Origin of the sequence: Pelagicoccus sp. SDUM812002, from assembly GCF_031127835.1 — a bacterium.
Lineage (GTDB): Bacteria > Verrucomicrobiota > Verrucomicrobiia > Opitutales > Opitutaceae > Pelagicoccus.
Window position 1 is genome coordinate 114865 of record NZ_JARXHX010000004.1, and the last position, 22458, is coordinate 137322.

Genomic DNA, 22458 nt, shown 5'->3' on the forward strand with positions numbered 1-22458 from the left:
ATTTTCGGATGTGCCTTTTTTGTTTTCCAAAATTGGGTGGGATGGAGGGGCCGCTTGACGAGAATGCTCCCTCCAGCTTTTCAGTTCAGAGGCTCGTTTCCAATCAAGTTTGATTTGGCTTCGATACGGTCGATTTCCTCTGCTTCGAAGTCTTCGCCGCCAATCGGGTAGGCGAAGCTGAAGTGAAGCTCTTGCTCGCCAGGACGGTCGATTTCGATTTGGCCACCGAGTTGGTCAGCGAGGCGGTTTGCATTGTCAACGCACGCCGGGTCGCTAAAAACGAGGTCACCTTCGCACGCTACGTCGAAAATCAAGTGCTCGGTAGTAAGTTCTATTCCAAGCGTAATTTCTCCTTCCTCCACCGAGTTGACCGCAGCTTTTGTGAGATCGCGCATGAGAGAAATCAGAGTTTCATCTTCGATTTCGATTCCGAGGTCGGCGTCGACCGTGTAGCAAATGTGTGCATCTGGGGCGATCGGGGAAAATTCTCCGATGATCCGCTGGAGAACGGCTTCGACGGCGAATGGGTTCTCTTTGGTTTTCTTAACGGTGTTTGCTTCCGCTTCTTTTTGGACGGCGAGGCCGATTTCGCGATGTTGGCTCTCGAAGGTCTCTTCTATTTCCTCGTCCAAATCGATTGTTTCGATTTCGGCTTCCACCTCGGTTTTTGCATCCTTCATTTCCGACGGAGACTCAGCTTTTAATGGAGCAGGTGAGTCGAATTTCATGTCAGCTGGTTGGCGATCTAGAATAGCTTGCAGCGTCGAGAGCTGCTTCTCGGCTTGGCGTTGGATTTGTTCGATCTGAATGGCGATAGTGGAGATCGGGGTGTTGTTGCAGTTGTCGCGCAGTCCGCTGGAAATCTCGTTAATGAGAGATGCGGGTTCTTTGAGCTCCTGCACGAACGAGGGAAGCCAAAGTGATTTTAGCGATGAAGCTTCCACGGCGCGCTCCATCTGGCTGTAGATTTCTTCGGTGCGTTTTTCGACCTCGGCTCCGATCTTACTCTTGCGCTCGCTCTCGAGGGTTAATTCCAGGGCCGTTTTCGACGCTTTGAGCGTCTCGCATTCCAAACGAAGTTCCGACGCCGCTTTCACGGCTTCCTTGTTCTCGGTGCTGATTGTCTGGATTTTAAATTGGGCGGACTCCAATTGGGATTTTAGTTCACGTACTTCACCTTCGAGATCTCCAGCTTGCCGCTCGGCCTCGCGGGCTTTTAGGTTATTTGTTTCGATGGCGTGTTTTATAGTGTCCTCTTCCTTGGAACTACTGCGAGTCTTGAAGGCAAAGCCTTGCTCGCAGAGAGTGGCGTTAGTAGCCAGCTTCTGGAACGGACGGGCGATTCTCTTGACCGACATTGAGTAAACGAGGCCGTGGATGCCAGCGATCAAAACGCCAACGAGAACCCACAAGCTCAGCTGTCCGGACAGTCCCAGGCTGGAGCTCAAGCTATCGCGAGTGGTTGCTAAAGCTGGTAGGGCCATGAAGAGAAGCCCGGAAGCGGTTGCCGTCGTTGCAATGGCGGAATGGAAGGAAAGGGTAGATTTTAAGTCTCTCATAGGCGGTTCTTGTTATGAGGGCCTGTTCCCCCCGTTTGTTCATCGTCCCCCGATAACCTAACTGGATTTTTGAGACAAAATTAGGCGTGGGTAATATCCTTCATCCTCTCTTAGAGAAGAGGCTCTTTGGGTTTGATTTGGAGGGGGGACTGGCATTCGCTGCGACATGGCGAAATACCTCTTGATTGATGGCTTCAACATGGCGTTCCGCGCTTTTTACGCGGTGAAGGAATTGCGTCGGTCTGACGGTTTCCCGACCAATGCTCTGTATGGTTGGGTACGTTCGATGTGGAAACTCATGGACGATCAGAAAGCTGACTACGTAACGGTATTTTTCGATCTCGGCGGAGCCCAGGAGAAACTGGACCTTCTGCCGGATTACAAAGCGAATCGGGGTGAGGCGCCGGAGGAGTTCGAGAAACAAATCCCTATCATCAAACAACTCACGCGTGCGATGGGTTTCGGGCTGGTCGAACTAAATGGAGTGGAGTCCGACGATTTGTTAGCTGCTTACGCGACGCGACTCGTGACGAAGGAACCTCACTCGCAGGTGCAAATCGTAAGCGCCGACAAGGACTTCGCTCAAACCGTAACGGAGAGTATTCACCTCCTGCTACCCCCTCCTACGGCCAATCCTCGACTTGGCTGGCGCGAGCTTGACCCAGCGGGGGTCGAGGAAAAATGGGGGCTGCCACCATCCAAGATGGTGGACTACCTGTCTTTGATTGGAGACACCTCGGATAATATCCCAGGCGTGCCAGGCTGTGGCCCCAAAACGGCGGTGAAGTGGTTAATCGAATACGGTGATATCGATGGTGTCATCGCGAATGTGTCAGAAATCAAGCCCCCTCGTTTCCGTGAGCTTTTGCCAACTTTGAAGGATCGGATGGACCTGAACCGTAAGATTATCGGCTTCAACCTAACTCACCATGATGGAGAGGAACTGGATACGGGCACTCTTGATGTGGACGCTCTTTGCAGGATCCTCGAAGAGATGGAAATGAAAAGCCATCACGCGGAAGCTTTGAAGCGCTACTCTCAGGGTGAGCTCTTTTAAGGACGTTTGGAAGCTTGATGTCCGTTATTGGAAAGCTGCTGCCGGGCCAGTGCCAGGCGCGTAGCTCGCGAGGAATTGGGACATTTCATCGACTGTGGCCTTGGCGGTGAGGACGAAGAGATAGTCTTGGTCTTTCCATTTGCTTACTGTCCAGCCGTTTCCTTTTTGCGCGTATCCAATATTCTCGGACGCTTCGAACTCTGGGAAATCGTCTTTCATGCCGATGAAAAGATGGTAGACGGTGTCGGCGTCGAAGCACATCAACGCCACCTTTTCTTGAGACCAGTCTAGGGGACGACAGCCAATGCCTTCCAGGGCCAGAAGCTTAGGTGGAAGCTGTGACGGGAGCTCGAAGCCGTTGTCGACTAGCCATGTCTGAAGCTTGCTGGTATCGCGGTCGAAGTAAGAGAGGCGTGGCCCGTCAACCGAGTAGTTGTAAGCGCGTTCGGCAAGTGGCCCGGTGTAGTCGTCGCTTCGGTCTATTCCGTATTCGAAAAAAACGTACGAGCAGAGGACAAAAGCGGCCGCTATAGAGAACCATTTGCGCGCCACGGCGAAGCGGATGCGCTTCCGTTCTCTCTCAGCCAAGGTCATTTTCAAGGCTGAGTGGAGGTCAGGCGGGACTTCGAAGCTTCGCATTGAACGGCTGTGGATACGGTCCGTTTTCTTTTCGGATTCCCACCACGCTGCAAGTTCCTTATCCGACTCGGCAAGACTTTTTGCTGCGTCAAATCGCTCGTCGTTTGCGGGTTCGCCTCCGAGGGTATAGCTGCTGAGAATTAGTTTTGCTTCCTGCTTATCCATTAAAAGTCTTTCTCTTTTCGTCTGAGAAGGAGACGATTGTTTCTGTTGTTTTGGGCTTGGTGAGCTGGGCGCGAAGCATTTCCTTCCCTCGCGCTAGCCGGGACATCACCGTGCCGATTGGGATTTCGAGAATGCTGGCGATTTCTTTGTAGGAGTAGGATTCTAGATAGTAGAGGGATACGACTTGGCGGTAGCCGTCTTTCAATTCCAACAGGCTCTCCATGACGTCGCGGGCCTCGGTCGCTTTAACTTGGTCGGCAGGCCCGTTATCAACTTTCTCGACGGGTGCGGCTTCTTCCCAAGAATCGAATCGAGAGCCGCGTTTTGCCACTCTTAGAAACTCGCGATAAAGAGTGGTGTATAGCCACGACTTGATCGCTGCGGTGGACCGGATCGAAGAGCGCTTTTTTGCGAGGCGAAGGAATGCTTCTTGCGTAAGGTCCCAGGCATCGTCGCTCGAGCGAGTTAGGCTCATGGCGAAGCGGTAAAGATTTTGATAGTGGTCGTCGACGACCGTTTGGAGTTCAGGCGGCATCGTGTAAGTGCTTTGAAGACGGGAGAGTTGTTCCTTTGCCGACTAGTGAGCTTTTCAGAGGTTGTTTTATTCCCGAAAAAAGGCGAGCGCCCAAAGTTCTTTGTCCAATCCTGCTTTTTATTCGATTGAACAGGGGAAGGCTGTTGCTATCAGGCTTTTGCAGATGAGTAAGCCGCAGATTCAAACCGTAGACATTGTGCTCCCGCTGGAACAGTCGGAGGACGTCGAGATCTGGAAGAAGAAGGCTGCTCGGAAGCTCAAGATTCATCCAAAGTCAATCGAGGACATTCGTCTTCGAAAGCACTCAATCGACGCCCGCAAGGCTCCCGTGAAGATCCAGTTGCGGCTCGAAATCTCAGTTTCGGGTCCTCTCCCGGAAGATCCTGTTCTGGAACCTAGCTACGCGAAGCTGGGCGAAAACGTTCGCAGGTTAGTGATTGTCGGAAGTGGACCCGCGGGTATGTTTGCTGCCCTGCGCGCAATCGAGCTCGGCTGGAGGCCTGTCCTGCTGGAGCGAGGGAAGGATGCGATCAAACGTCGCTTTGACCTGGCTCCAATCATGCGTGAAGGCCGCGTTGTAGAGGACTCCAACTACTGCTTCGGCGAAGGCGGGGCGGGAACGTTCTCAGACGGCAAGCTTTACACGCGAGCGACCAAGCGAGGACCAGTTCGTTTCGTATACGAAACTCTGGTGGCCCACGGGGCTCCGCATCGCATTTTGACAGATGCCCATCCTCACATCGGGTCGAACCTATTGCCGAACGTCGTGCGGGCGATGCGAGAGTCGATTTTAGCTGCGGGTGGCGAGGTTTATTTCGACACGCGGGTCACGCGATTTCTGCGTTCAGCGGATGGAAAGCTAGTTGGAGTGGGCTCGCGAGATGGGCGCGAATTTCAAGGAGAAGGCGTGGTCCTCGCGACAGGTCACAGCGCCCGAGATATTTATCGGCTTTTACACAGCGAGAATATTCGCCTTGAGCAGAAGCCGTTTGCTGTGGGTGTGCGTATCGAGCACCCCCAATCTCTAATAGACAGTATCCAATACCACTACGATCGTGGAACGGAGCGTCCGAGGATATTGCCGGCGGCCAAGTATCGTCTCGCCACTAAAATCAAAGAGCGTGGCGTGCATTCGTTTTGCATGTGTCCGGGTGGATTCATCGTGCCTGCGGCCACGGAGAACGATGAAGTGGTGGTCAATGGCATGTCCTTGGCTCGCCGCGATTCTCCTTTTGCGAACTCAGGCTTGGTGGTCACCGTGGAGCCCGAGGATACGCAGCAATTCGAGGCGGAGCATGGAATTTTAGCCGGACTGGCATTCCAAAAGGAATTGGAAATTTTGGCATCGAGGTCGGGAGGTGGTGCGCAGAAGGCTCCAGCGCAGAGAGTGACCGACTTTTTAAAAGGGAAGATTTCCTCCAGCTTGCCGAAGTCGAGCTACTTTCCGGGGCTAACAAGTTGCCCCCTGCAGGAACTAATGCCGGGTTTCATCGCATGGCGTATGAAAGAGGGGCTCGAGCAATTCGGAGCCTCAATGAAAGGATACCTTACAGAGGAGTCTTGCTTGATCGGGTTCGAAACGAGAACAAGCTCGCCAGTACGTATCCCGCGAGATGATGAAAGCTTGCAGCATCCAGAGGTGCCGGGACTTTATCCTTGCGGGGAAGGCGCAGGTTTCGCGGGTGGAATCGTGTCCGCGGCTCTCGATGGAGTGAAATGTGCAGAGGCGGCTTGCTCGGTTTCTCGGTAGTTAGGGATAGGCTTGATGGACTTTGCGACGATTGCAAAACGGCTGCCGTGGGCGAGGGGAGTGACGCTGCTTTCTTGTGACGCAAACGGTTTGTTGGCAGTCGAAAAGGCTTCGGGAGTACTTTCGCATCCGAATAAGAAAGCGGACCAGGCGAAGGCTCTTGTGAATGCTGTTTATGACGAAAAGCGGCAGGCCTACCAAATTTTGGATACAGAAAGGGAAGTGCGCACCGAACTCTTCTTGCTGAATCGCCTCGACTCCGCGACTTCGGGCATCGTGCTGCTCTCGCTTGCGGAGACGACCGCGACCGCGGTGTTAAAAGCCTTCGAGTCTAAAAAGGTTAAGAAGACCTACCAAGCGCTGGTGTTCGGCTCGCCACGCAGCGGTCCTCCTTTGTGGAAGGATCGAATTTCTGTAAAGAAAGCCCAAGGCGGTTTGCGCGCGTCCACGGGAGGTGGCTTGAGCGCGGAAACGAAGCTGGTCAAGGTTGAGCCTGTTCCGGGGATGCCTCCTATGTGTCGGTTGACGTTGATGCCCGTTACGGGTCGTACCCATCAGCTGCGTATCCAAACCTCGAAACGGCATATTCCTATTGTGGGAGATCGCACTTATGGCGACTTTCAGAAAAACAAGCTGGTCACGAAAAAGGGGCTGAAAAGGCTGTGCCTCCATTGCGTGGGAACGGAACTCGAGTATCGTCTCGGAGAACGTTTTGTACGGTTTAAAGCTTCCTCGAAAGCGCCCTTTTAGTGTGCTCCCTTCCAAGGGCTTCATCCTTCAAACAACACGTGCTAGTGAAAGTGCGTCTCAGCACCTTCGATTTGCTGGCTTATCGTCAGAATCTCGAACGAAATGGACCATCTGGTGGTTGGTTAGGGCCATATTTAGAAATTAGTTTGTTTAGAAATTAAACAAACACGCACGTGTTAGGAGGAAAATGCTGGGTTGATTTGGCACCAAAAAAACTGTTTGACACAGGTTTATCGATTTAGCACAAATTTCATCCTACCTCGCCTATACCCCACGCCCAGCTTCGGGCCTTTTTTTACCCCTTAAAGCACACACGTGTTGGGTTAGGCACCCTAAAGTGAACTCAAACCTATGATGTCTAACCACCAAAAACCTACCCTGTGTGCGGCTGCTTGCCGTGCCTCACGTGCGGCGTTTCGCTACGTTCCGCTATTCCTGCTATCGTTCGCGATGATCGCGACCGGCTTTGCGCAGTCTACTGGCTCTATTCGAGGGCAGGTAAAGAATGCGACTACTGGCAAGCTCGTGTACAATGCGGTTGTTACGATCGATGAGACCGGTCGAGAAACTACAACGGACGAATATGGCGTCTACCGATTCTCCAACGTCCCCAACGGTGAGTACACGATCTCCGCCGATTATGTGGGCATGCGGGGGCAATCCGTATCCGTCTCAGTTGACTCCGGTGTCAGCTCGAGTGGCGACATTCTAATGGTTTCGAGGCGCATCGCGGAGGGTACAGACGAAGAGAACGTCTTCGAGTTGGATGCTTTCGAAATTGACGGAAGTGAAAACTACGACGCCAACGCTATGGCTCTTAACGAGCAGCGCCGCTCCGACAATCTGATCTCGGTTCAGCATGCAGACGCCTTCGGCGAGATAGCGGAAGGCAACATCGGCGAGTACCTGAAAAATTTGCCGGGTGTATCTGTAAACTACGTGGCAGCGGACGTTCGTTCGATCAAGATGCGTGGTATGAGCCCTGCGTTCACGCAGGTCACGGTTGACGGTTCTCAGATGGCGAGCGCCGGTTCGGGTAGTAAGATTCGTGCCTTCGAGCTCGAGCAGGTATCTCTCGCCAATGTTGAGCACTTGGAAGTCTCCAAGCTTCCCCGACCAGACATGTCAGCCAACGCTATCGGAGGTTCAGTCAACCTCGTCAGCAAGAACGCCTTCGCGTTGGGTAAGCAGTTCAACTACAAGGTCTCTCTCAACTTCAATAGTGAAGAAACTTCGCTCGGCTCAACGCCGGGTTGGAATGCCGACGCGGAGCGTAGTAAGGTTCTGCCCGGTGTCGAACTTAACTACTCTGATGTATTCATGGAAGACCGCCTCGGTCTGGCTTTAACTTACAAGCAGTCTAACATGTTTAACGTTCAGCAGCGTTTTCGTTGGAGAGAGTGGGAAACGTCACCGGAAGGCGATGTCGACGAAATCTACTTCAAGCGCCTCGAAGTGCAGGATGGTCCGAAGAAGACCTCCCGCGAGTCGTTCTCTGCCAATATGGACTTCAAGGTCAGCGATGACACGATGTTCACGCTCAAGGGGCAGGTGAACTATTACGACTCTACCTTCATCAACCGCAACGTAGGCTGGAGGGCTGCGAACCTAGAGGCGGACGAAATGCCCGCTGGATACAACGGGTCTACAGAAGATCTAAGCGATAATTCGTATACTTTCGGACAGTCGAATGGTTTGTACTACGGGGGCTCCTTCCGCGGCAAGTATGGCAATACCTATCATATCGATGCGGGTATGAAGCACCACAAGGGGCAATGGGATATCGACTATGGATACACCATGTCTGAGGCGACCAACCACTACGACAGCGCGAATCGCGGATTCATGGCTACTTGGGAAGTTCAGGAGCGCCAAGACAACCAATACGTCGAGTTCGATCAGGGTAACGGAAACATGAACGCGTATTCCGACATCACCGTGTACGACTCCGACATGAACGAGCTTCCCAACGCTGGTATCAACTTGGACGGCTTCGAGCTTCGCCGTACTCGCGACCAACCGAAGGATGCGGTAGACCGGATCTCTGGGTTCCGCCTTAACGCACGTCGCAATTTCAGTTTGGGCGAGACTCAAGGCTACTTTCAGTTCGGCGTTCGCACTTCTCGTCAAGAGCGTGAAGCAGTCGAGCATCGCCTACAGTATGTGTATAACGGATACAATACTGACGGAGAGCGCATTTGGCTCAGTGACTTCAAGGATGAGGTCTTCTCCGGTAATTCTCCCGGGTTTGGCTACGGTGGCATCGATTGGCCCAGCGCGAACAAGCTCTACGACATCTTCACTAACAACATGTCCGACTGGACGTACGATGAAACCTACGCGATCAACCATGCGGATGGTCAATGGTTTGAAATGGAGGAAGACATCGATGCGGCCTATGCCATGGCAAAGTTCGAATTCCTGGACAACCGCCTCTCGGTGCTCGCAGGAGCGCGCTACGAAGATACCAAGGTGAGTGGTGCAATTCCTGTTATTGGCAGTGCCAATAACTATGTTAGGAGTCGCTTTGACTACGGTTTCGAAACGACAGCGGTCCAAGATGGATACGACGGATTTCATCCAAGCGTACATCTTAAGTATGATGTGAATGACAAGTTTCTGCTACGTCTCAGCTACGCGAATACTATTGGACGTCCGGATTTCGGAGCTATGTATACTCCAACCGAATACGATGCTCCATGGTTAGGCAGCACTTCGAATCCGAACGACGCAGACTGGGTAGCTAACAATCCTGACAATACATTCGGCATAGTTGAGGTCGCTAATCCCGGTCTCTTGCCGCGCGAATCGGACAATATAGATATTACAGCTGAGTACTATTATGATGATACTGGCGTCTTTTCTGTATCGGTTTTCCAGAACAAGATGGAGAACTTCATTAGTCGGATCAATCGTGAGCTTACTGCAGCTGATGCGGAAAAGTGGGGGCTGCCGGCGTTCGTCACAGGAGCCGCTATTACACAGTCTGACATAGACACTTACGGACTGGAAGACGAAGCCTTGAACGGTGAATTCAACTACCGGTTAGAGATTTCTGAGAACGTAGCTGATGCGACGATCGAAGGCCTCGAAGTGAACTGGAAGCAAGACTTGGATCTCTTTACGGAATTCTTGAGAGGATCCAGCATCTACGCGAACGGTACCTTCCTTTCCACCAATGCAGAAGGTGGTACGGCGGCCTCTGATTTCGATAATAACTTCGATGACTTCGCGAAGAAGACCATCAATTACGGCTACCTTTTCGAACGTGGTCCCGTTGATATCAAGCTTCGTTGGAACATTCGTGGCGATGAAATCGGCGGTTCGTCTCGCTCCTTCACCTTTGCTGATGGCAGAACCGTCTCCTCGGGTCTCTTCCGCGAAGAGCGCAAGTCGCTGGACTTCGATTTTGGATACAAGTTTAGCGACAGGGCAGCTTTGTTCGTGAACGCCCGTAATCTAAACGAGGCTCCTCACCGTCAGGGGTACTTCCTGGCAAACGCTGCCGGCGAGCGTAAATTTGTCCTTGAGCGTGAAGAGCGTTTCGGCGTCCAATGGACCGTCGGAGTCAAGGGCAAGTTCTAAGGCCACGGCATTATACAGGTTGTATACGAGCGATATATTCGATTTTTAGTTTGCAGCGGGAGAGGGGAGTTCCTCTCCCGCTTTTATCTCAGTATTATTTTAGAATGACACTGTCGTTTTGTTTTTGGTGTCGGGTTGGCGCTCATGATCGACGAACGAGTCGTCTCGGAGCGCCAATCCAACACCTTAACCTACGAATATCAATTACTCGGACGGGCAGTTTGGAGATACGGTTTGAAGTATTCGAATTGTGATGATCATCGATGAACCGCTCGGTAAACCTGGTGAAAAGGCGGGTTTAGCCGCTGTTCTTACGGGTTATGAGAACCTTAGTCTTTATATGAAACCAGCTATCACACTCTCGATTGGATTAGGCCTAGCCGTCTTAGGCTGCGCAAAACAAGAGCCGCTCGCCCGAGTGGAAGTGGAAAACTCCACGAAGACGCGCCGCGTCGACGAGGTCGTCGATTTGCGTTTAGTCGACCTCGGTTTGACGCTGGGAGATCACGCTGCTGAAGGGCTCGAAGCTTTCGTAGGTGACGCGCCCGTCCCAGCCCAAGCGTGGGACAGGAGCGGAGATGGTACGGCTGATACGCTCAGTGTGCTTTTGGATTTCAAACCCGTCGAGCAGAAGTCTGTGCGAATCGAGCTGGCTTCCGAGAAACCGACTGGTTTCGAGCAACGTACTCAGGCGGAAATATCCCGTAAAACGGGAGGTCAGTGGGAAGGGCGCGAATACATCGGCGGCCAGTTCGAGAATGTGCAGTCGATGGAGACGCCCCCCGAGCACACGGACCACTCGTGGTTCATTCGCTACGAGGGGCCGGGATGGGAAAGTGATAAGGTGGGTTACCGCTTTTACCTAGATTGGAGAAACGGCTTCGACATATTTGGCAAGCTGACCGATGAGCTGGTTCTTCAGGATGTCGGTCAGGACGGTTTCGATTCTTACCACGAACCAGCCGATTGGGGGATGGATATCTTAAAGGTCGGCCCGTCCTTGGGATCGGGCGGCTATGGACTTTGGGTCGATGGCAAAGCGGAGCGGATTTCTCAAACTGAAAAGCTCGGTTGCGAGATTTTGGAGAACGGTCCTGTCCTTAGCCAGTTTCGAGCGACCTACCATGGATGGGAGGGTTCGAACCAACCCAAGATGGATCTTGTAGCTGATTTTTCGATACATGCCGGTAGTCGATTGACTTGGGTGCGATTGCGCCCCTCGGACCAAGCTGGCAATCTCTGCGCGGGTCTCGTCAAGCACGAGGGTACAGAGCTTCTCAAGGGGAGCACCGACATTACCGGCGAGGCTTTCACTTACCTAGCGACTTGGGGAGCTCAGTCTTTGGATGGTAGCGACCTAGGTATGGCGATTCTTCTGAGGAACAAGGACCTCGATCAGTTTGCCGAAGACGAGCATAACGACCTGGCTGTTTTCGAAAAGCGAGTGAAGGGAATTGAGTATGCGTTCCTTGCTGCGTGGTCGAAAGAACCAGGTGGAATAAAGACTCGAGACGAGTTCGTGGCCTACCTAGAAAAGACGGCCCGGGAGCTTACGATTACTCCAAGGGTTACCGTGTATTCAAGTATGGGTATGTCTGAAAAGGCAGGACCGTTAGATGCCGAGAAGGCTCTCTATTGGACCAAGCGAATGGGAGACTCTATCTTGAAGCGTCGGGGCGATACATTGTCGTTAGGTGAGTACGATCCCGAAGCGGAACGTTTCGCGAGATGGACTTACACCACAGGACTCATTTCCAAAGCGGTCCACGACTTGGGCGAGGCCACAGGAGAGCAGAGCTACTTGGACTGGGCGGAATCAGTCATCTCTTCCTATATCAAAGCAGATGGCGAAGTGGAGACTTATAGTTTTGATAGCTTCAACATCGACCAGATCAACTCGGGGAAGATGTTGCTGGAACTTCACGCGGCTACTGGCGAAGAACGCTATCGTATAGCGGCGGACCATCTGCGCAAGCAGCTCGAAGAGCATCCGCGTACGAAGAACGGCGCTTTCTGGCACAAGAAGCGCTACCCTTGGCAAGTTTGGCTTGATGGCGTTTACATGGGGATTCCTTTCATGGTGGGTTACGAGCAGGTTTACAACAACTCTGAGCACGTGGCGGAAGCGGTGCATGAGTTTATTGTATGCGAAGATGAACTACGCGACCCAGAGACTGGCTTGTATTGGCATGCTTGGGACGAGTCTCGCCAACAGGATTGGGCAGATCCGGAAACGGGGCGCTCAGCTTATTTCTGGGGACGGGGTCTTGGTTGGTTCGCAATGGCTTTGGTGGATACGCTAGAGATGCTTCCAGCAGAATCTGAAGAGGCCGCAGAGTTGCTCCGCATCTTAAATGACTTGGCGCCAGCGTTGGTGAAAGTGCAGGATCCTGAGAAAGGAGTTTGGTACCAGATACTTGATCGTCCGGACTCTCCTGGAAACTATCCGGAATCCTCGGCGAGCAGCATGTTCACTTACATGCTAGCCAAAGGCGTCAATCATGGTTGGCTAGATCAGAGCTTTGAAGCGGCAGCGGAAAAAGCGTTCTCGGGAATGTTGAAGGAATTTGTTCGCGTGCATGCGGACGGGACAACGAGCTTGGACCACCTATGTCGCGTTGCAGGTCTCGGTTTTGGCCGCGACGGAAGCTACGAGTATTACATGAGCGAACCTGTCGTCGCCAACGATCCCAAGGGGATCGGGCCTTTCTTAATGGCTGGGTTGCAAATCGCGGAGATGCTTGAGGAGAATTAACTTATGAGAGGAATGAATATTGGTCAGTTGTTGTTTGGTTGGGCTTTAGCTCTAGCGGCGATCACTTGCGTCGCTAATGACGATACCGAGCGGCTGCAGGTATCGCAGGACGAAGCTTACGAGTGGCTAGTCGCGGATGAAATCCTCGGACGCATTGAAGCACCTACCTTTCCGGATCGGGAATTCGACATACGAGAGTACGGAGCGAAGGAGGGTGTCATGGGTGGCTCTGGCGAGGCGATCGGCAAGGCAATCAAAGCCTGCAACAAAGCAGGTGGAGGAAGGGTCGTGGTACCGGCGGGCACATACCATACCGGGCCGATCCACTTGTTGAGTGACGTCAACTTACACCTCGAGGAAGGCGCGACTTTGAAGTTCAGCACTGTATCGGCGGACTACCTGCCAGCGGTTTTCACCCGTTGGGAAGGCGTGGAGCTCTACAATTATTCGCCGTTGGTTTATGCCTTCGAGCAAAAGAATGTCGCGATCACGGGCAAAGGGACGCTCGATGGTCAGGCGACCTTGGAAAACTGGCTGGGGTGGAACGTCAAGTCGGCTCCCGGAGGCTCCAAGCAAATCCCCGGTCGTAATCGACTTTTTGAATACGGCCGCGACCACGTGCCGGTCGAGGAGCGAGTGTTCGGCGAGGGAGATTTCTTGCGGCCAAACTTCATCCAGCCGTACCGCTGCGAGAATGTGCTGATCGAGGGTGTCACCGTTATCAACTCGCCGATGTGGGAGATCCATCCCGTCCTTTGTCGCAACGTGACGGTTCGCGGCGTCACGGTGGTCAGCCACGGTTCTAACAACGACGGCTGCAATCCCGAAAGCAGTAAGGACGTGCTGATCGAAGATTGTCATTTCGATACGGGAGATGACTGCATCGCGATTAAGTCTGGACGTAACAACGACGGTCGTCGCGTCAATGTACCGTCCGAGAACATAATTGTGCGTAACTGCCGCATGGTTGACGGGCACGGCGGAGTAGTGATCGGCAGCGAGATTTCCGGTGGTGTTCGCAACGTGTTTGTAGAGAACTGCGAAATGAGCAGCCCCAACCTGGACCGAGCTTTGAGGATCAAGACCAACTCCATCAGAGGCGGCCTCATCGAGAACATCTTCGTTCGTGATGTGGAGGTCGGGGTAGTGAAAGACTCCGTTATCAAGGTGAACTTCGTTTACGAAGAGGGCGACGCTGGCGATTTCGCCCCCGTCGTTCGCAACGTGGTCGTTCGCCGGCTCGTTAGCCGGAAAAGCAAGTATCCACTCTACTTCAAAGGGTACGCTCACACGCCTATCAGCGATGTGCATTTGATCGATTGTCAGTTCGAGGGGGCCGAGAAGCCGAGTGTCCTGCAGTACGTGAAAGGACTTCGCATGGACAATGTACTCATGAACACGGGCTCTAAGACGGATAGGTGGGGGAATCCACTCTGACGGGATGCTAGGTGCTCTGAGCTCGTTAGCTCCGCAGAGGCCTGAACAGTTTTACGTTGCTTACTAACTCCTGTGTGATTTTCTCCGACCCAATCGAGCTCCTATCAAAGCTTGGAAAGCTCTCAAGAATCCCTTTCCCCTTCTAAAAACCTTCTTATGGATAGAAAATCTATCTCCTTCCTCGCTGTTGGGCTCCTGTTAGGAGTACTCGTCAGTAGCGTGGTCTTTTCCTTTCTTGCTTCCGACCGAGGGGGTGCTGCTAGCGGACGGGTGCTAAAGCTCGCACACGGGCTCGATACGACGCATCCAGTTCACGTCGGGATGGTGCACATGAAAGAGCGCCTGGAAGTGCTGTCAGGCGGACGCATGACGATAGACATATACCCAAGCGGCGTGCTCGGTTCCGAAGTACAGTGTATCGAACAACTCCAAGGCGGGGTACTAGCGATGACCAAGACCTCGACGGCTGCTATGGAAAATTTCATTCCGGAAATGGGCGTTTTCGGCGTTCCCTATCTCTTCAACGATCATGAGAGTTACTGGGGTGTACTCGATGGAGACATAGGTCGGGACCTCTTGAGCGCGGGAGATTCGCTCGGTTTGCATGGGCTATGTTATTATGACTCCGGCAGCCGCAATTTCTACAGCACGGATAAGCCGATTCGCAGCCCTAAGGATTTGGTGGGAATGAAAATCCGCGTGCAGAACAGCCGCATGGCAATTGCCATGATCGAGGCCATGGGTGGATCGCCAACTCCGATCGCATGGGGTGAACTCTACTCGGCGCTGGCGCAAGGTGTGGTCGACGGTGCGGAAAACAATCCGCCTAGTTTCGACTCCAGCCGACATTTCGAGGTGAGCAAGTACTTCACTCCGGACGCCCACACGCGGGTGCCGGATTTGCTGATGATCAGCTACAAGGTTTGGAATTCGCTCAGCCCGCAGGAGCAAGAGTGGCTGCAATCTGCTGCGGATGAATCCTCTGTCTTCCAGCGTGCTCTCTGGGCGGAAAAGACGGTCGAGTCTCTGGAAAAGGTTCAGGCAGCGGGTGTGGAAATAGTGGACTGCGATCCAGCGGAGTTTCAAGCGGCTTGCGCCCCCATCGCTGCCACATTGAATGGAACGCCTGTCGAGCCTTGGCTAAACAAGATCAAAGCGGCCCAAGAGTAATGAGCGCATCCAATAATCAACTACTGGAAGGTGCTATCGCTGTTCGTAAGGGGCTGACGAAAGTGCTGCAATGGGTGGTGATCGCCCTCATGGCGTTGCTTGTGTTTGACGTGCTTTGGGGAGTCATTTCGCGTTATGCTCTGGGGCAGCAAGCGAAGTGGAGCGAAGAGCTCGCCCGTCTGTTATTAGTTTGGGTATCCTTGTTTGGGGCGAGCGTGGCTTTTGGCATGAAGGCTCACCTGGGCTTGGACTATTTTGCGGGAAAGCTTCACCCCTCCGCAGGAAGGTTGAACGCGGTGGTAGGAGCACTTATAACTTTGGCCTTTGCGGTTCTCGTCTTCGGAGTGGGAGGCTGGGCTCTTGTCCGAAATACCATGGAATCAGGACAAACCATGGTTGCTTTGCCTATCGCTAAGTGGTGGGAATATGCAGCGTTGCCAGTTAGTGGCGTCTTTATGGTGATCTTCTTGTTGGAGCATCTCTTCGAGGCTTGTCTTGCTCCGGTCGAAGGCAAAGAAGGAGAGGGGGCTGCCCGATGATCGAAGTCATCCTCATCCTTGTATCCGTTTTCGCGGTACTGCTTTTCATGAATGTTCCGATCGCGGTTGCGATCGCTTTGGCGTCTATGTTGGCGATGCTTGCTGACGGCCATGACCCGAGTCTCATGGTCGCGTCCAAAATGGCAAACGGCATCGATAGCTTTGCCCTCTTGGCAATCCCGTTTTTCATTTTGTCAGGCCTCTTGATGGGGAAGGGCGGCATGGCCCGTCGGCTTATGGATTTTGCAGCTGCGCTGATGGGACGTTTTCCAGGCGGTCTTGGTTATGTGAATACCTTCACCTGTATGCTGTTTGGCTCGATCTCTGGATCCGCGGCTGCGGCCGTGACTTCGATCGGTGGTTTTATGCTGCCTGAAATGAAGCAAAAGGGCTACAACAACGAATTCAGCGTAGCGATCACCACGACTGCTGCGACCACTGGCCTGCTCATTCCTCCGAGCAACATCATGATCGTCTACGCGGTAGCGTCGGGATCCGTTTCCATTGCTGCCATGTTCATGGCGGGATTGTTGCCCGGGATCTTGATCGGCCTGTTGCTTATGGTCGTTTGCTACATCGTAGCGACCAAAAATAAGCTCAAGGCAGGCGATCGCTCGAGTTTCAAAGAAATTCTGGTTTCCTGCAAAAGAGCGATGCTGAGCATGTTGCTCTTAGTGATAGTCATCGGTGGTATTCTTGGAGGAGTTTTTACTGCGACCGAGGCATCGGCAATCGCAGTTGCCTACTCCTTTCTGCTTTCGGTTGTCGTTTATCGGGAAGTGAAGCTGGCGGACTTGCCGGACATCTTGTTGCAGTCGGGCGTCACTACCGCGGTTATCATGCTCCTGATTGGGGCGAGCGCCGGCATGTCGTGGATCATGACTATCGCCAACATCCCGCAAACGGTCTCGGCTGCGCTGCTCGGAATTTCCGACAATCCGCTAGTGATCATGCTTATGATCAACTTGCTGCTGCTGTTCGTGGGCACTTTCATGGACATGACGCCAGCTGTTCTGATCTTTACGCCCATATTCCTGCCGATCGCTCGCCAGCTAGGTATCGATGATGTGCAATTCGGCATCATCTTGATCGCAAACCTTTGTATCGGGCTTTGCACCCCGCCGGTCGGCACATGCCTGTTTCTCGGCTGTGGAGTGGGTAAGACGACCATCGCGAAGGTTACTCCTTACATGATCCCGTTCTTCATCGCCATGTTCGTTGGCTTGATGCTGATCACCTATGTTTCGCAGCTTTCCATGTGGTTGCCTAATCTTCTAGACCTATAGTTCTCGAAAAAAATGCCTGCTCCCAACGAGGAAGAAAATAACATCCGTTCGGTTGGCGATTTCGCCAAGTATCTGGGCCTTTCGCGCTGGACGGTTTCACGAATCCTCAACGGGCACTCGGGAGTTCATGAAGACACGCGGGAGCGAGTCATGTCCGAAATGCATCGGCTCGGCTTCCAGCCGAACATGATGGCCCGCAGCCTAAAGGGCGCGAAAACGGGCTTGATCGGAGTCTGTTTTCAGGAGATCGAGTCGCCCATCCTCGCCCGAAAAATTTCGTCTCTGCAGGAGAGTCTTCGCTCGAGGGGGCTCCGAGCAGTTATGGAAATCACCTCTGGTTTGCCGGAGGCGGAGCGAGATATTATCAACCACTTTCTATCCCTTCGGGTTGACGGTGTTATATTGATCGGATCCGGCCTAGCTCAGGACGATCCGATCTTGGCGCGTCTGGTCCGGGAGTCGGTACCAGTGGTAACCGTCGATTCCTTGAAAGACATCCCTCTTCCCAGCGTAGACGTCGACCGGCATGCTGCAATGGGCCTAACGCTGAGGCATCTCCAGCAGCGGGGGCATGAATCATTTGCCTTACTCGGCTTGGAGAGCGATCCGATTTATGGATCCCGGCGTATCGACGGTCTTAAGGAAGCAGCTCAACGCCTCCGCTTGGATTGGGACAAATCGTTTCTCTCTATCAAGATCGACGATCGCAGGGACTGGTCTTACGAATACGGATACGACCTCGCTCAAAGTCTGCTCCAACTTGAGAGTCCCCCTAGGGGGGTGATCGCTCTGAACGATCGCGTCGCGATTGGTGCCATGAAGGCTATTCGAGAGTGGGGCTACGAAATTCCAACGGATTTCTCGGTAGTTGGATTCGACAACCTTGAAATCGGGCAATGGTGCGAGCCCACCCTAACAACTGTTGGTCAGAATGTAGCGGAATTGATCGAAAAGTCGGTTGGACTGATTGAAAAGTTGATCGGAGGACAGGAAAAGCATGAGGTCGGCCCAGCGATCATGGTGCAGCCGAAGCTGATCGTTAGGGCGTCCAGCTGACATTTGAAGAACGAAATGAAATTTAACGCATAACTAATAATTATAAACAAACACGAGTGGGATTTGGTTTGATCTTAGAGTCGAAGCTCATTCTTTAGGAGGCGATACGCAGCCGGGAGCGGAACCACCGTGCGGCGGCAGCGGAAATAACGATGAAACCGATCAACGAATTTCTTTTACGGCACGATCTGAGCTTGAAGGACAACCCCTGCGTCAGTCCAGACTTTTGCCTAGACTGGGAGGCCCTATCGGCCGCGATCGCTGCGGGCGAGCCGTTAACCGAGCACAGCAGGAGCCACTTTAGGACGAGCCAAGGAGACTGGTTGCTAGTGGAGTCATCAACAGGGGATCATGCTTGGAAGCTGACTGCCCAGGCGGTAAGCGACTGCGCCCTCGAACCAAGTTTGCAGTATGAGGGAGCGTTTTACTACCCTGCTAGTTTTGAAAACCTAATCCGTATCAAAAACCTCGCCCAGGAGCACGACGAGTATTGCGCGATCTTTCCCACAGCTCGGGGATCCATATCCAGCAGCACATTGGGAATAGGAGCCCGTTTCACTACCTTGCATTGGCCGGGAGTGGACTGGGCTATGGCGAATCTCGGAATCGGCGTAACCGCCAACCAAAACTCGATCCCGCGTGAGTTGGTTTTCGACGTGGATGCAATGTTGGCCGATACGCTTGATTCAGTACCGTTTCCATTCATCGGCGCGAACGTGCCAGAAGGTCACCAAGGCCAATCTGTGGAAGGCATGAGCCATGGCTGCGTAATGGCCAAGCTCAAGACCGGCTTCCACGCCAATGGTATTCACTGGAGCTTCAACGCGGATCATCAGCCCATTGGCGGTAAGTTTGACGTTCGCGAAGATCGCTTGGTTCAAGGCTGTTTGTTCGCGTCTTACATTACCTTCGACCTCTCGCCCGAATTGGCGATTACGGAGGTGCCGGAGAGCTTCGAGGCCAAGAAGGCTTATGTAGAGGAGAATATCGAAGACGTTCTCGTTCGTACAGTTGCAAAACGCGTGGCCGATACGGGGCTTTCGGTAGAAGAGCACGATTTGTATTCGTTGCTTTGTTACGTCTGGCCTTCGATGCTGAAGATGAAGGTGCGCGACGACAAATACGCCGCCGCTCGCGCCGCCGCTTTCACGACTCAAGTGGGACGCGAATATCTCCGTGAGCTTTCCATTGACGAGTTGCCTGGATTGACGACTCCAGAAACGACAGCGGTGATGCTCGCGCTTTGCGAAGCGATGGATATGCCAGTCAACTTCGTAGCGCCGGCCTTCGGTTTCCAAAAGAACATGCCGTATCCAGATAATGCTGAGCTACGCGAGCTCATCGAACGTCAATGGCAAGTATGCAAGGAGTTTGGCGTAAGCATCGGCTTTCACTCTGGTTCCGGCAAGTCTTCGAAAAACTACCAAGTCATGGGCGAGGTCACCGGTGGCAACCTTGAGATTAAGACGAGCGGTCGCTACACGTACGAGATGGGTGTAGCTCTCTCCAGCTCGAGCGATGAAGGTGACCAAGCTTTATGGCGTGATTGGTACCAGTTCACGGTTGACCTAGCTGTCTCAGGTGCGTTCAGCGATTCCGATTCGGAGCGTTCCATGGCCCGTGAATTTATCGAAGCTACGTTACGCTTCGAAAATCTCGCCACGAACGTATTTGGTTCTCCCGAGGAATGCCGAGCGGCACTTGAAGGCTTAAAGCCGAACGCAGACCATATGCACTGGTTCGAGTACAACTTCCTTTATGTCCTCGCTGCCAACGGCAGTTCGGAAAAGAGCTCCTTAGGTGACCACTCACCGGCTGGCTACAAGCAGCGCGCCCGTTTCTATTCGATAAGTCCCGAAGGTCGTCTCGCATTTGCACGCCGTGTTGCTCTCTACATCATTGGGCTAGCAAAGGACACCGGCCTCGTTGAGGAGGAAGACTACAATGAGGTGAACGCTCGCCTCGCCGCCTACACCGACTTCGATTCCTTCGTGGCGGACATTGGCGAGAAACTGACCTTACGATAGCCCCTGCTTATTCTTACACTAGACAAATATGACACGTATCCTTCTCACAACTACATCCTTTCAGGATATTCCAGGCCCGCATCACAAGATGCTCGAGGATTCCCGCTTCGAAATTATTCGCGAGCGCGGCCCTCTTAGCGAAGCGCGTATGCTCGAGCTCGTGGGCGACATAGACGGGATGATTTGCGGAGATGACGCGATCACCGCTGCTGTCATCGACAAGGCGCTTCCTCGGTTGAAGATCATTTCCAAGTATGGCATCGGCCTCGATAAGATCGATGTGGCGCATACTGAAAAGGTTGGCCTGCCGCTCACATTTTGCCCGGGAGTTAACCATACCACCGTGGCGGAGCACACCTTTGCCCTCATGCTTTCCTTGTTCCGCCATCTTGTTGAAGAGGCGAACTATACTCGCAGCGGAAACTGGAAGCGACTTTCTGGACACGAAATCATGGGCAAGACGATTGGGATCGTCGGTCTTGGCCGCATTGGTCGAGAAGTCGCCACCCGTGCTAAGGCGTTCGGACTTCGAGTGGTGGGTTACGATATCTACTGGCCAGAAGAGTTTGCCCTAGAGCACGGCATCGAACGTTTCGAAAGTGTTGGAGACGTATTTAAGGAAGCGGAAATCCTCAGCCTGCACACCAACCTATCGCCGGAAACGGAAAACATGGTTTGTGCGGAAAGCATCGCCACCATGAAAAAGGGCGTCGTCATTCTGAACTGTGCTCGTGGCGAACTGGTGAACTCTCCGGATATGGCAGCCGCTCTGGAGTCTGGCCAAGTCGGCGGTTACGGAGCGGATGTTCTGGAAGTTGAGCCCCCGCCGGCCGACCATGTTCTGCTAAAAGCGCCGAACTGTGTCATCACGCCGCACATCGGATCCCGCACGCACGAGTCGGTCCAACGCCAAGCTGGCATGGCCACGCGCAATTTGCTCAATTTCTTCAAGAACATGCCTGCGGAAGCTCAAGCGAACAAGGCACCGTGGCCGCCTAAAGGCCGCCGCTAGTCTCAGTCAGAACTCTCTACCACTTTCCCCCTATGAGCGAAATTTTTAAGATCGTACCCGAGGCGACCCACAATGCCCTCGTCGAAGCCGCGTACAAGCATCGTGGATACAACGAAGAAGAAGCTGCCTATGCGGCCAAGTTCTCAGCTTACGCTTCCACTCATGGAATTCGTACGCATAATGCTCTGAAGGCGTTGCATCTTGATCATCTATTCGGTTCCGGATCCCAAGGCTGCGTTCCGAACGCTAAGATCGAAAAACTGGATACACGTTTCGAGGCGAGCCAGACTTGGAACGCGAATCGTAAGCTGGGGCAGGCGACTGCCTACGAAGCTCTCGAAACTTGTATCGAACTCGCCGATAAGTACGGTATCGGTCAGGTCTCGGTTGACAATGCATTCCACTACCTCTGGGGAGGTGGATACGTGATGGAAGCCGCAAAGCGTGGCTACATTGCCTACACAAATTGTACTGCGGCCCTCGCAGAAGTGGTCCCATTCATGGGCAAATACCCAACGCTAGGCACCAACCCTCACAGCTGGGGTTTCCCGACAACCGACGCGGTTGGCTTCCCGATCGTTATCGATTGGGCGACTTCTGTCATCGCCATGGGCCGCGTTCAACAGATCGCTCGCGAAGGTGGTACGCTACCGCCAAACGCAGCAGTGGATAAGGATGGGAATCCGACTACTAATCCGAAGGAAGCGGCAGCTCTGATTCCGTTTGGAGCGCACAAGGGCTACGGCCTGAGCCTCATCAACGAGATTGTAGGTGGCTTCATCGGTGGATCCTTGCCGACGGTGCGCAATCGTTCTTGGGAAATCGAAGACGAAAAGCATACCGCTTGCTTCTATTTCCAAGTGATCCACCCGGACGCCATGAGCTCTGGAGCTTTCGCGAAAGGTCGCGACCAATCAGCCAACGTGAAGGCGGTCATAGACGATGTGTTGGGGCACGGAAACGAAAACTGTCTGCTCCCCGGACAAATCGAAGCTGGAGCCGCTGCAAAGACGGAGGCCAACGGTGGTTTGTTGTTCTCGATCGCAGAAATCGAGGCATTCAATGAACTTGCTGTTGAGTGCGACGAAGAACCTTGGAAAGTAGAGAGCTTCCAAAACGCCAAGTCATAAACCTTA

16 protein-coding genes are annotated in these 22458 nt (G+C 53.2%); 13 read left to right on the forward strand and 3 right to left on the reverse strand.

The window, feature by feature from the left end:
* Positions 1-80: 80 nt before the first annotated feature.
* A complete protein-coding gene (locus QEH53_RS08050; protein WP_309022653.1) occupies positions 81-1559 on the reverse strand; it encodes a hypothetical protein in 1479 nt (492 codons plus the stop codon).
* Positions 1560-1725: 166 nt separating this feature from the next.
* Between QEH53_RS08050 and QEH53_RS08055 the strand changes: the two genes are divergently transcribed.
* On the forward strand, positions 1726-2616 hold the full coding sequence (locus QEH53_RS08055; protein ID WP_309022654.1) for a 5'-3' exonuclease H3TH domain-containing protein: 891 nt from the start codon (positions 1726-1728) through the stop codon (positions 2614-2616).
* A gap of 24 nt (positions 2617-2640) precedes the next feature.
* On the opposite strand, the gene QEH53_RS08060 is transcribed toward QEH53_RS08055, so the two are convergent.
* Together QEH53_RS08060 and QEH53_RS08065 are read right to left on the reverse strand one after the other, a co-directional pair.
* Positions 2641-3420 (reverse strand): hypothetical protein, encoded by a 780-nt coding sequence (locus QEH53_RS08060; protein WP_309022655.1) that lies wholly within the window; start codon positions 3418-3420, stop codon positions 2641-2643.
* The gene (locus QEH53_RS08065; protein ID WP_309022656.1) at positions 3413-3955 is read right to left on the reverse strand and encodes an RNA polymerase sigma factor; all 543 of its coding nucleotides are present in this window, start codon (positions 3953-3955) and stop codon (positions 3413-3415) included. The genes QEH53_RS08060 and QEH53_RS08065 overlap by 8 nt, the downstream gene beginning before the upstream one ends.
* Positions 3956-4118: 163 nt before the next feature.
* Here QEH53_RS08065 and QEH53_RS08070 point away from each other — a divergent pair, with 163 nt between their 5' ends.
* From QEH53_RS08070 to QEH53_RS08125, 12 genes are all read left to right on the forward strand, one after another.
* Positions 4119-5705 carry an FAD-dependent oxidoreductase gene (locus tag QEH53_RS08070; RefSeq protein ID WP_309022657.1) on the forward strand — a complete coding sequence of 529 codons (1587 nt, stop codon included), beginning with the start codon at positions 4119-4121 and terminating at the stop codon, positions 5703-5705.
* Between the two features lie 15 nt (positions 5706-5720).
* Positions 5721-6455, forward strand: coding sequence for a pseudouridine synthase (locus QEH53_RS08075; protein WP_309022658.1), 735 nt, complete (start codon positions 5721-5723; stop codon positions 6453-6455).
* Positions 6456-6806: 351 nt separating this feature from the next.
* Positions 6807-10040 carry a TonB-dependent receptor gene (locus QEH53_RS08080; protein WP_309022659.1) on the forward strand — a complete coding sequence of 1078 codons (3234 nt, stop codon included), beginning with the start codon at positions 6807-6809 and terminating at the stop codon, positions 10038-10040.
* 340 nt (positions 10041-10380) lie between these two features.
* Positions 10381-12795, forward strand: a complete 2415-nt coding sequence (locus tag QEH53_RS08085; RefSeq protein ID WP_309022660.1) for a glycoside hydrolase family 88 protein — start codon at positions 10381-10383, stop codon at positions 12793-12795.
* A 3-nt stretch (positions 12796-12798) separates the two neighbouring features.
* A complete protein-coding gene (locus QEH53_RS08090; RefSeq protein WP_309022661.1) occupies positions 12799-14232 on the forward strand; it encodes a glycoside hydrolase family 28 protein in 1434 nt (477 codons plus the stop codon).
* Between the two features lie 156 nt (positions 14233-14388).
* Positions 14389-15402 carry a TRAP transporter substrate-binding protein gene (locus QEH53_RS08095; protein ID WP_309022662.1) on the forward strand — a complete coding sequence of 338 codons (1014 nt, stop codon included), beginning with the start codon at positions 14389-14391 and terminating at the stop codon, positions 15400-15402.
* On the forward strand, positions 15402-15941 hold the full coding sequence (locus tag QEH53_RS08100; protein ID WP_309022663.1) for a TRAP transporter small permease: 540 nt from the start codon (positions 15402-15404) through the stop codon (positions 15939-15941). The genes QEH53_RS08095 and QEH53_RS08100 overlap by 1 nt, the downstream gene beginning before the upstream one ends.
* Complete coding sequence (locus QEH53_RS08105; protein ID WP_309022664.1) at positions 15938-17227, forward strand: TRAP transporter large permease; 1290 nt, start codon at positions 15938-15940, stop codon at positions 17225-17227. Before QEH53_RS08100 ends, QEH53_RS08105 begins: the two co-directional genes overlap by 4 nt.
* A 12-nt stretch (positions 17228-17239) precedes the next feature.
* A complete protein-coding gene (locus QEH53_RS08110; protein ID WP_309022665.1) occupies positions 17240-18283 on the forward strand; it encodes a LacI family DNA-binding transcriptional regulator in 1044 nt (347 codons plus the stop codon).
* 152 nt (positions 18284-18435) lie between these two features.
* Positions 18436-20310 carry a tagaturonate epimerase family protein gene (locus tag QEH53_RS08115; protein WP_309022666.1) on the forward strand — a complete coding sequence of 625 codons (1875 nt, stop codon included), beginning with the start codon at positions 18436-18438 and terminating at the stop codon, positions 20308-20310.
* Between the two features lie 28 nt (positions 20311-20338).
* Positions 20339-21322 carry a phosphoglycerate dehydrogenase gene (locus tag QEH53_RS08120; protein ID WP_309022667.1) on the forward strand — a complete coding sequence of 328 codons (984 nt, stop codon included), beginning with the start codon at positions 20339-20341 and terminating at the stop codon, positions 21320-21322.
* Positions 21323-21354: 32 nt separating this feature from the next.
* Complete coding sequence (locus tag QEH53_RS08125; RefSeq protein ID WP_309022668.1) at positions 21355-22452, forward strand: Ldh family oxidoreductase; 1098 nt, start codon at positions 21355-21357, stop codon at positions 22450-22452.
* Positions 22453-22458 lie beyond the last annotated feature (6 nt).

Excerpts from the sequence above, each read along its gene's own strand:
- QEH53_RS08050 (WP_309022653.1), bottom strand. The coding sequence starts at position 1,559 with ATGAGAGACTTAAAATCTACCCTTTCCTTCCATTCCGCCATTGCAACG.
- QEH53_RS08055 (WP_309022654.1), top strand. The coding sequence starts at position 1,726 with ATGGCGAAATACCTCTTGATTGATGGCTTCAACATGGCGTTCCGCGCT.
- QEH53_RS08060 (WP_309022655.1), bottom strand. The coding sequence starts at position 3,420 with ATGGATAAGCAGGAAGCAAAACTAATTCTCAGCAGCTATACCCTCGGA.
- QEH53_RS08065 (WP_309022656.1), bottom strand. The coding sequence starts at position 3,955 with ATGCCGCCTGAACTCCAAACGGTCGTCGACGACCACTATCAAAATCTT.
- QEH53_RS08070 (WP_309022657.1), top strand. The coding sequence starts at position 4,119 with ATGAGTAAGCCGCAGATTCAAACCGTAGACATTGTGCTCCCGCTGGAA.
- QEH53_RS08075 (WP_309022658.1), top strand. The coding sequence starts at position 5,721 with ATGGACTTTGCGACGATTGCAAAACGGCTGCCGTGGGCGAGGGGAGTG.
- QEH53_RS08080 (WP_309022659.1), top strand. The coding sequence starts at position 6,807 with ATGATGTCTAACCACCAAAAACCTACCCTGTGTGCGGCTGCTTGCCGT.
- QEH53_RS08085 (WP_309022660.1), top strand. The coding sequence starts at position 10,381 with ATGAAACCAGCTATCACACTCTCGATTGGATTAGGCCTAGCCGTCTTA.
- QEH53_RS08090 (WP_309022661.1), top strand. The coding sequence starts at position 12,799 with ATGAGAGGAATGAATATTGGTCAGTTGTTGTTTGGTTGGGCTTTAGCT.
- QEH53_RS08095 (WP_309022662.1), top strand. The coding sequence starts at position 14,389 with ATGGATAGAAAATCTATCTCCTTCCTCGCTGTTGGGCTCCTGTTAGGA.
- QEH53_RS08100 (WP_309022663.1), top strand. The coding sequence starts at position 15,402 with ATGAGCGCATCCAATAATCAACTACTGGAAGGTGCTATCGCTGTTCGT.
- QEH53_RS08105 (WP_309022664.1), top strand. The coding sequence starts at position 15,938 with ATGATCGAAGTCATCCTCATCCTTGTATCCGTTTTCGCGGTACTGCTT.
- QEH53_RS08110 (WP_309022665.1), top strand. The coding sequence starts at position 17,240 with ATGCCTGCTCCCAACGAGGAAGAAAATAACATCCGTTCGGTTGGCGAT.
- QEH53_RS08115 (WP_309022666.1), top strand. The coding sequence starts at position 18,436 with ATGAAACCGATCAACGAATTTCTTTTACGGCACGATCTGAGCTTGAAG.
- QEH53_RS08120 (WP_309022667.1), top strand. The coding sequence starts at position 20,339 with ATGACACGTATCCTTCTCACAACTACATCCTTTCAGGATATTCCAGGC.
- QEH53_RS08125 (WP_309022668.1), top strand. The coding sequence starts at position 21,355 with ATGAGCGAAATTTTTAAGATCGTACCCGAGGCGACCCACAATGCCCTC.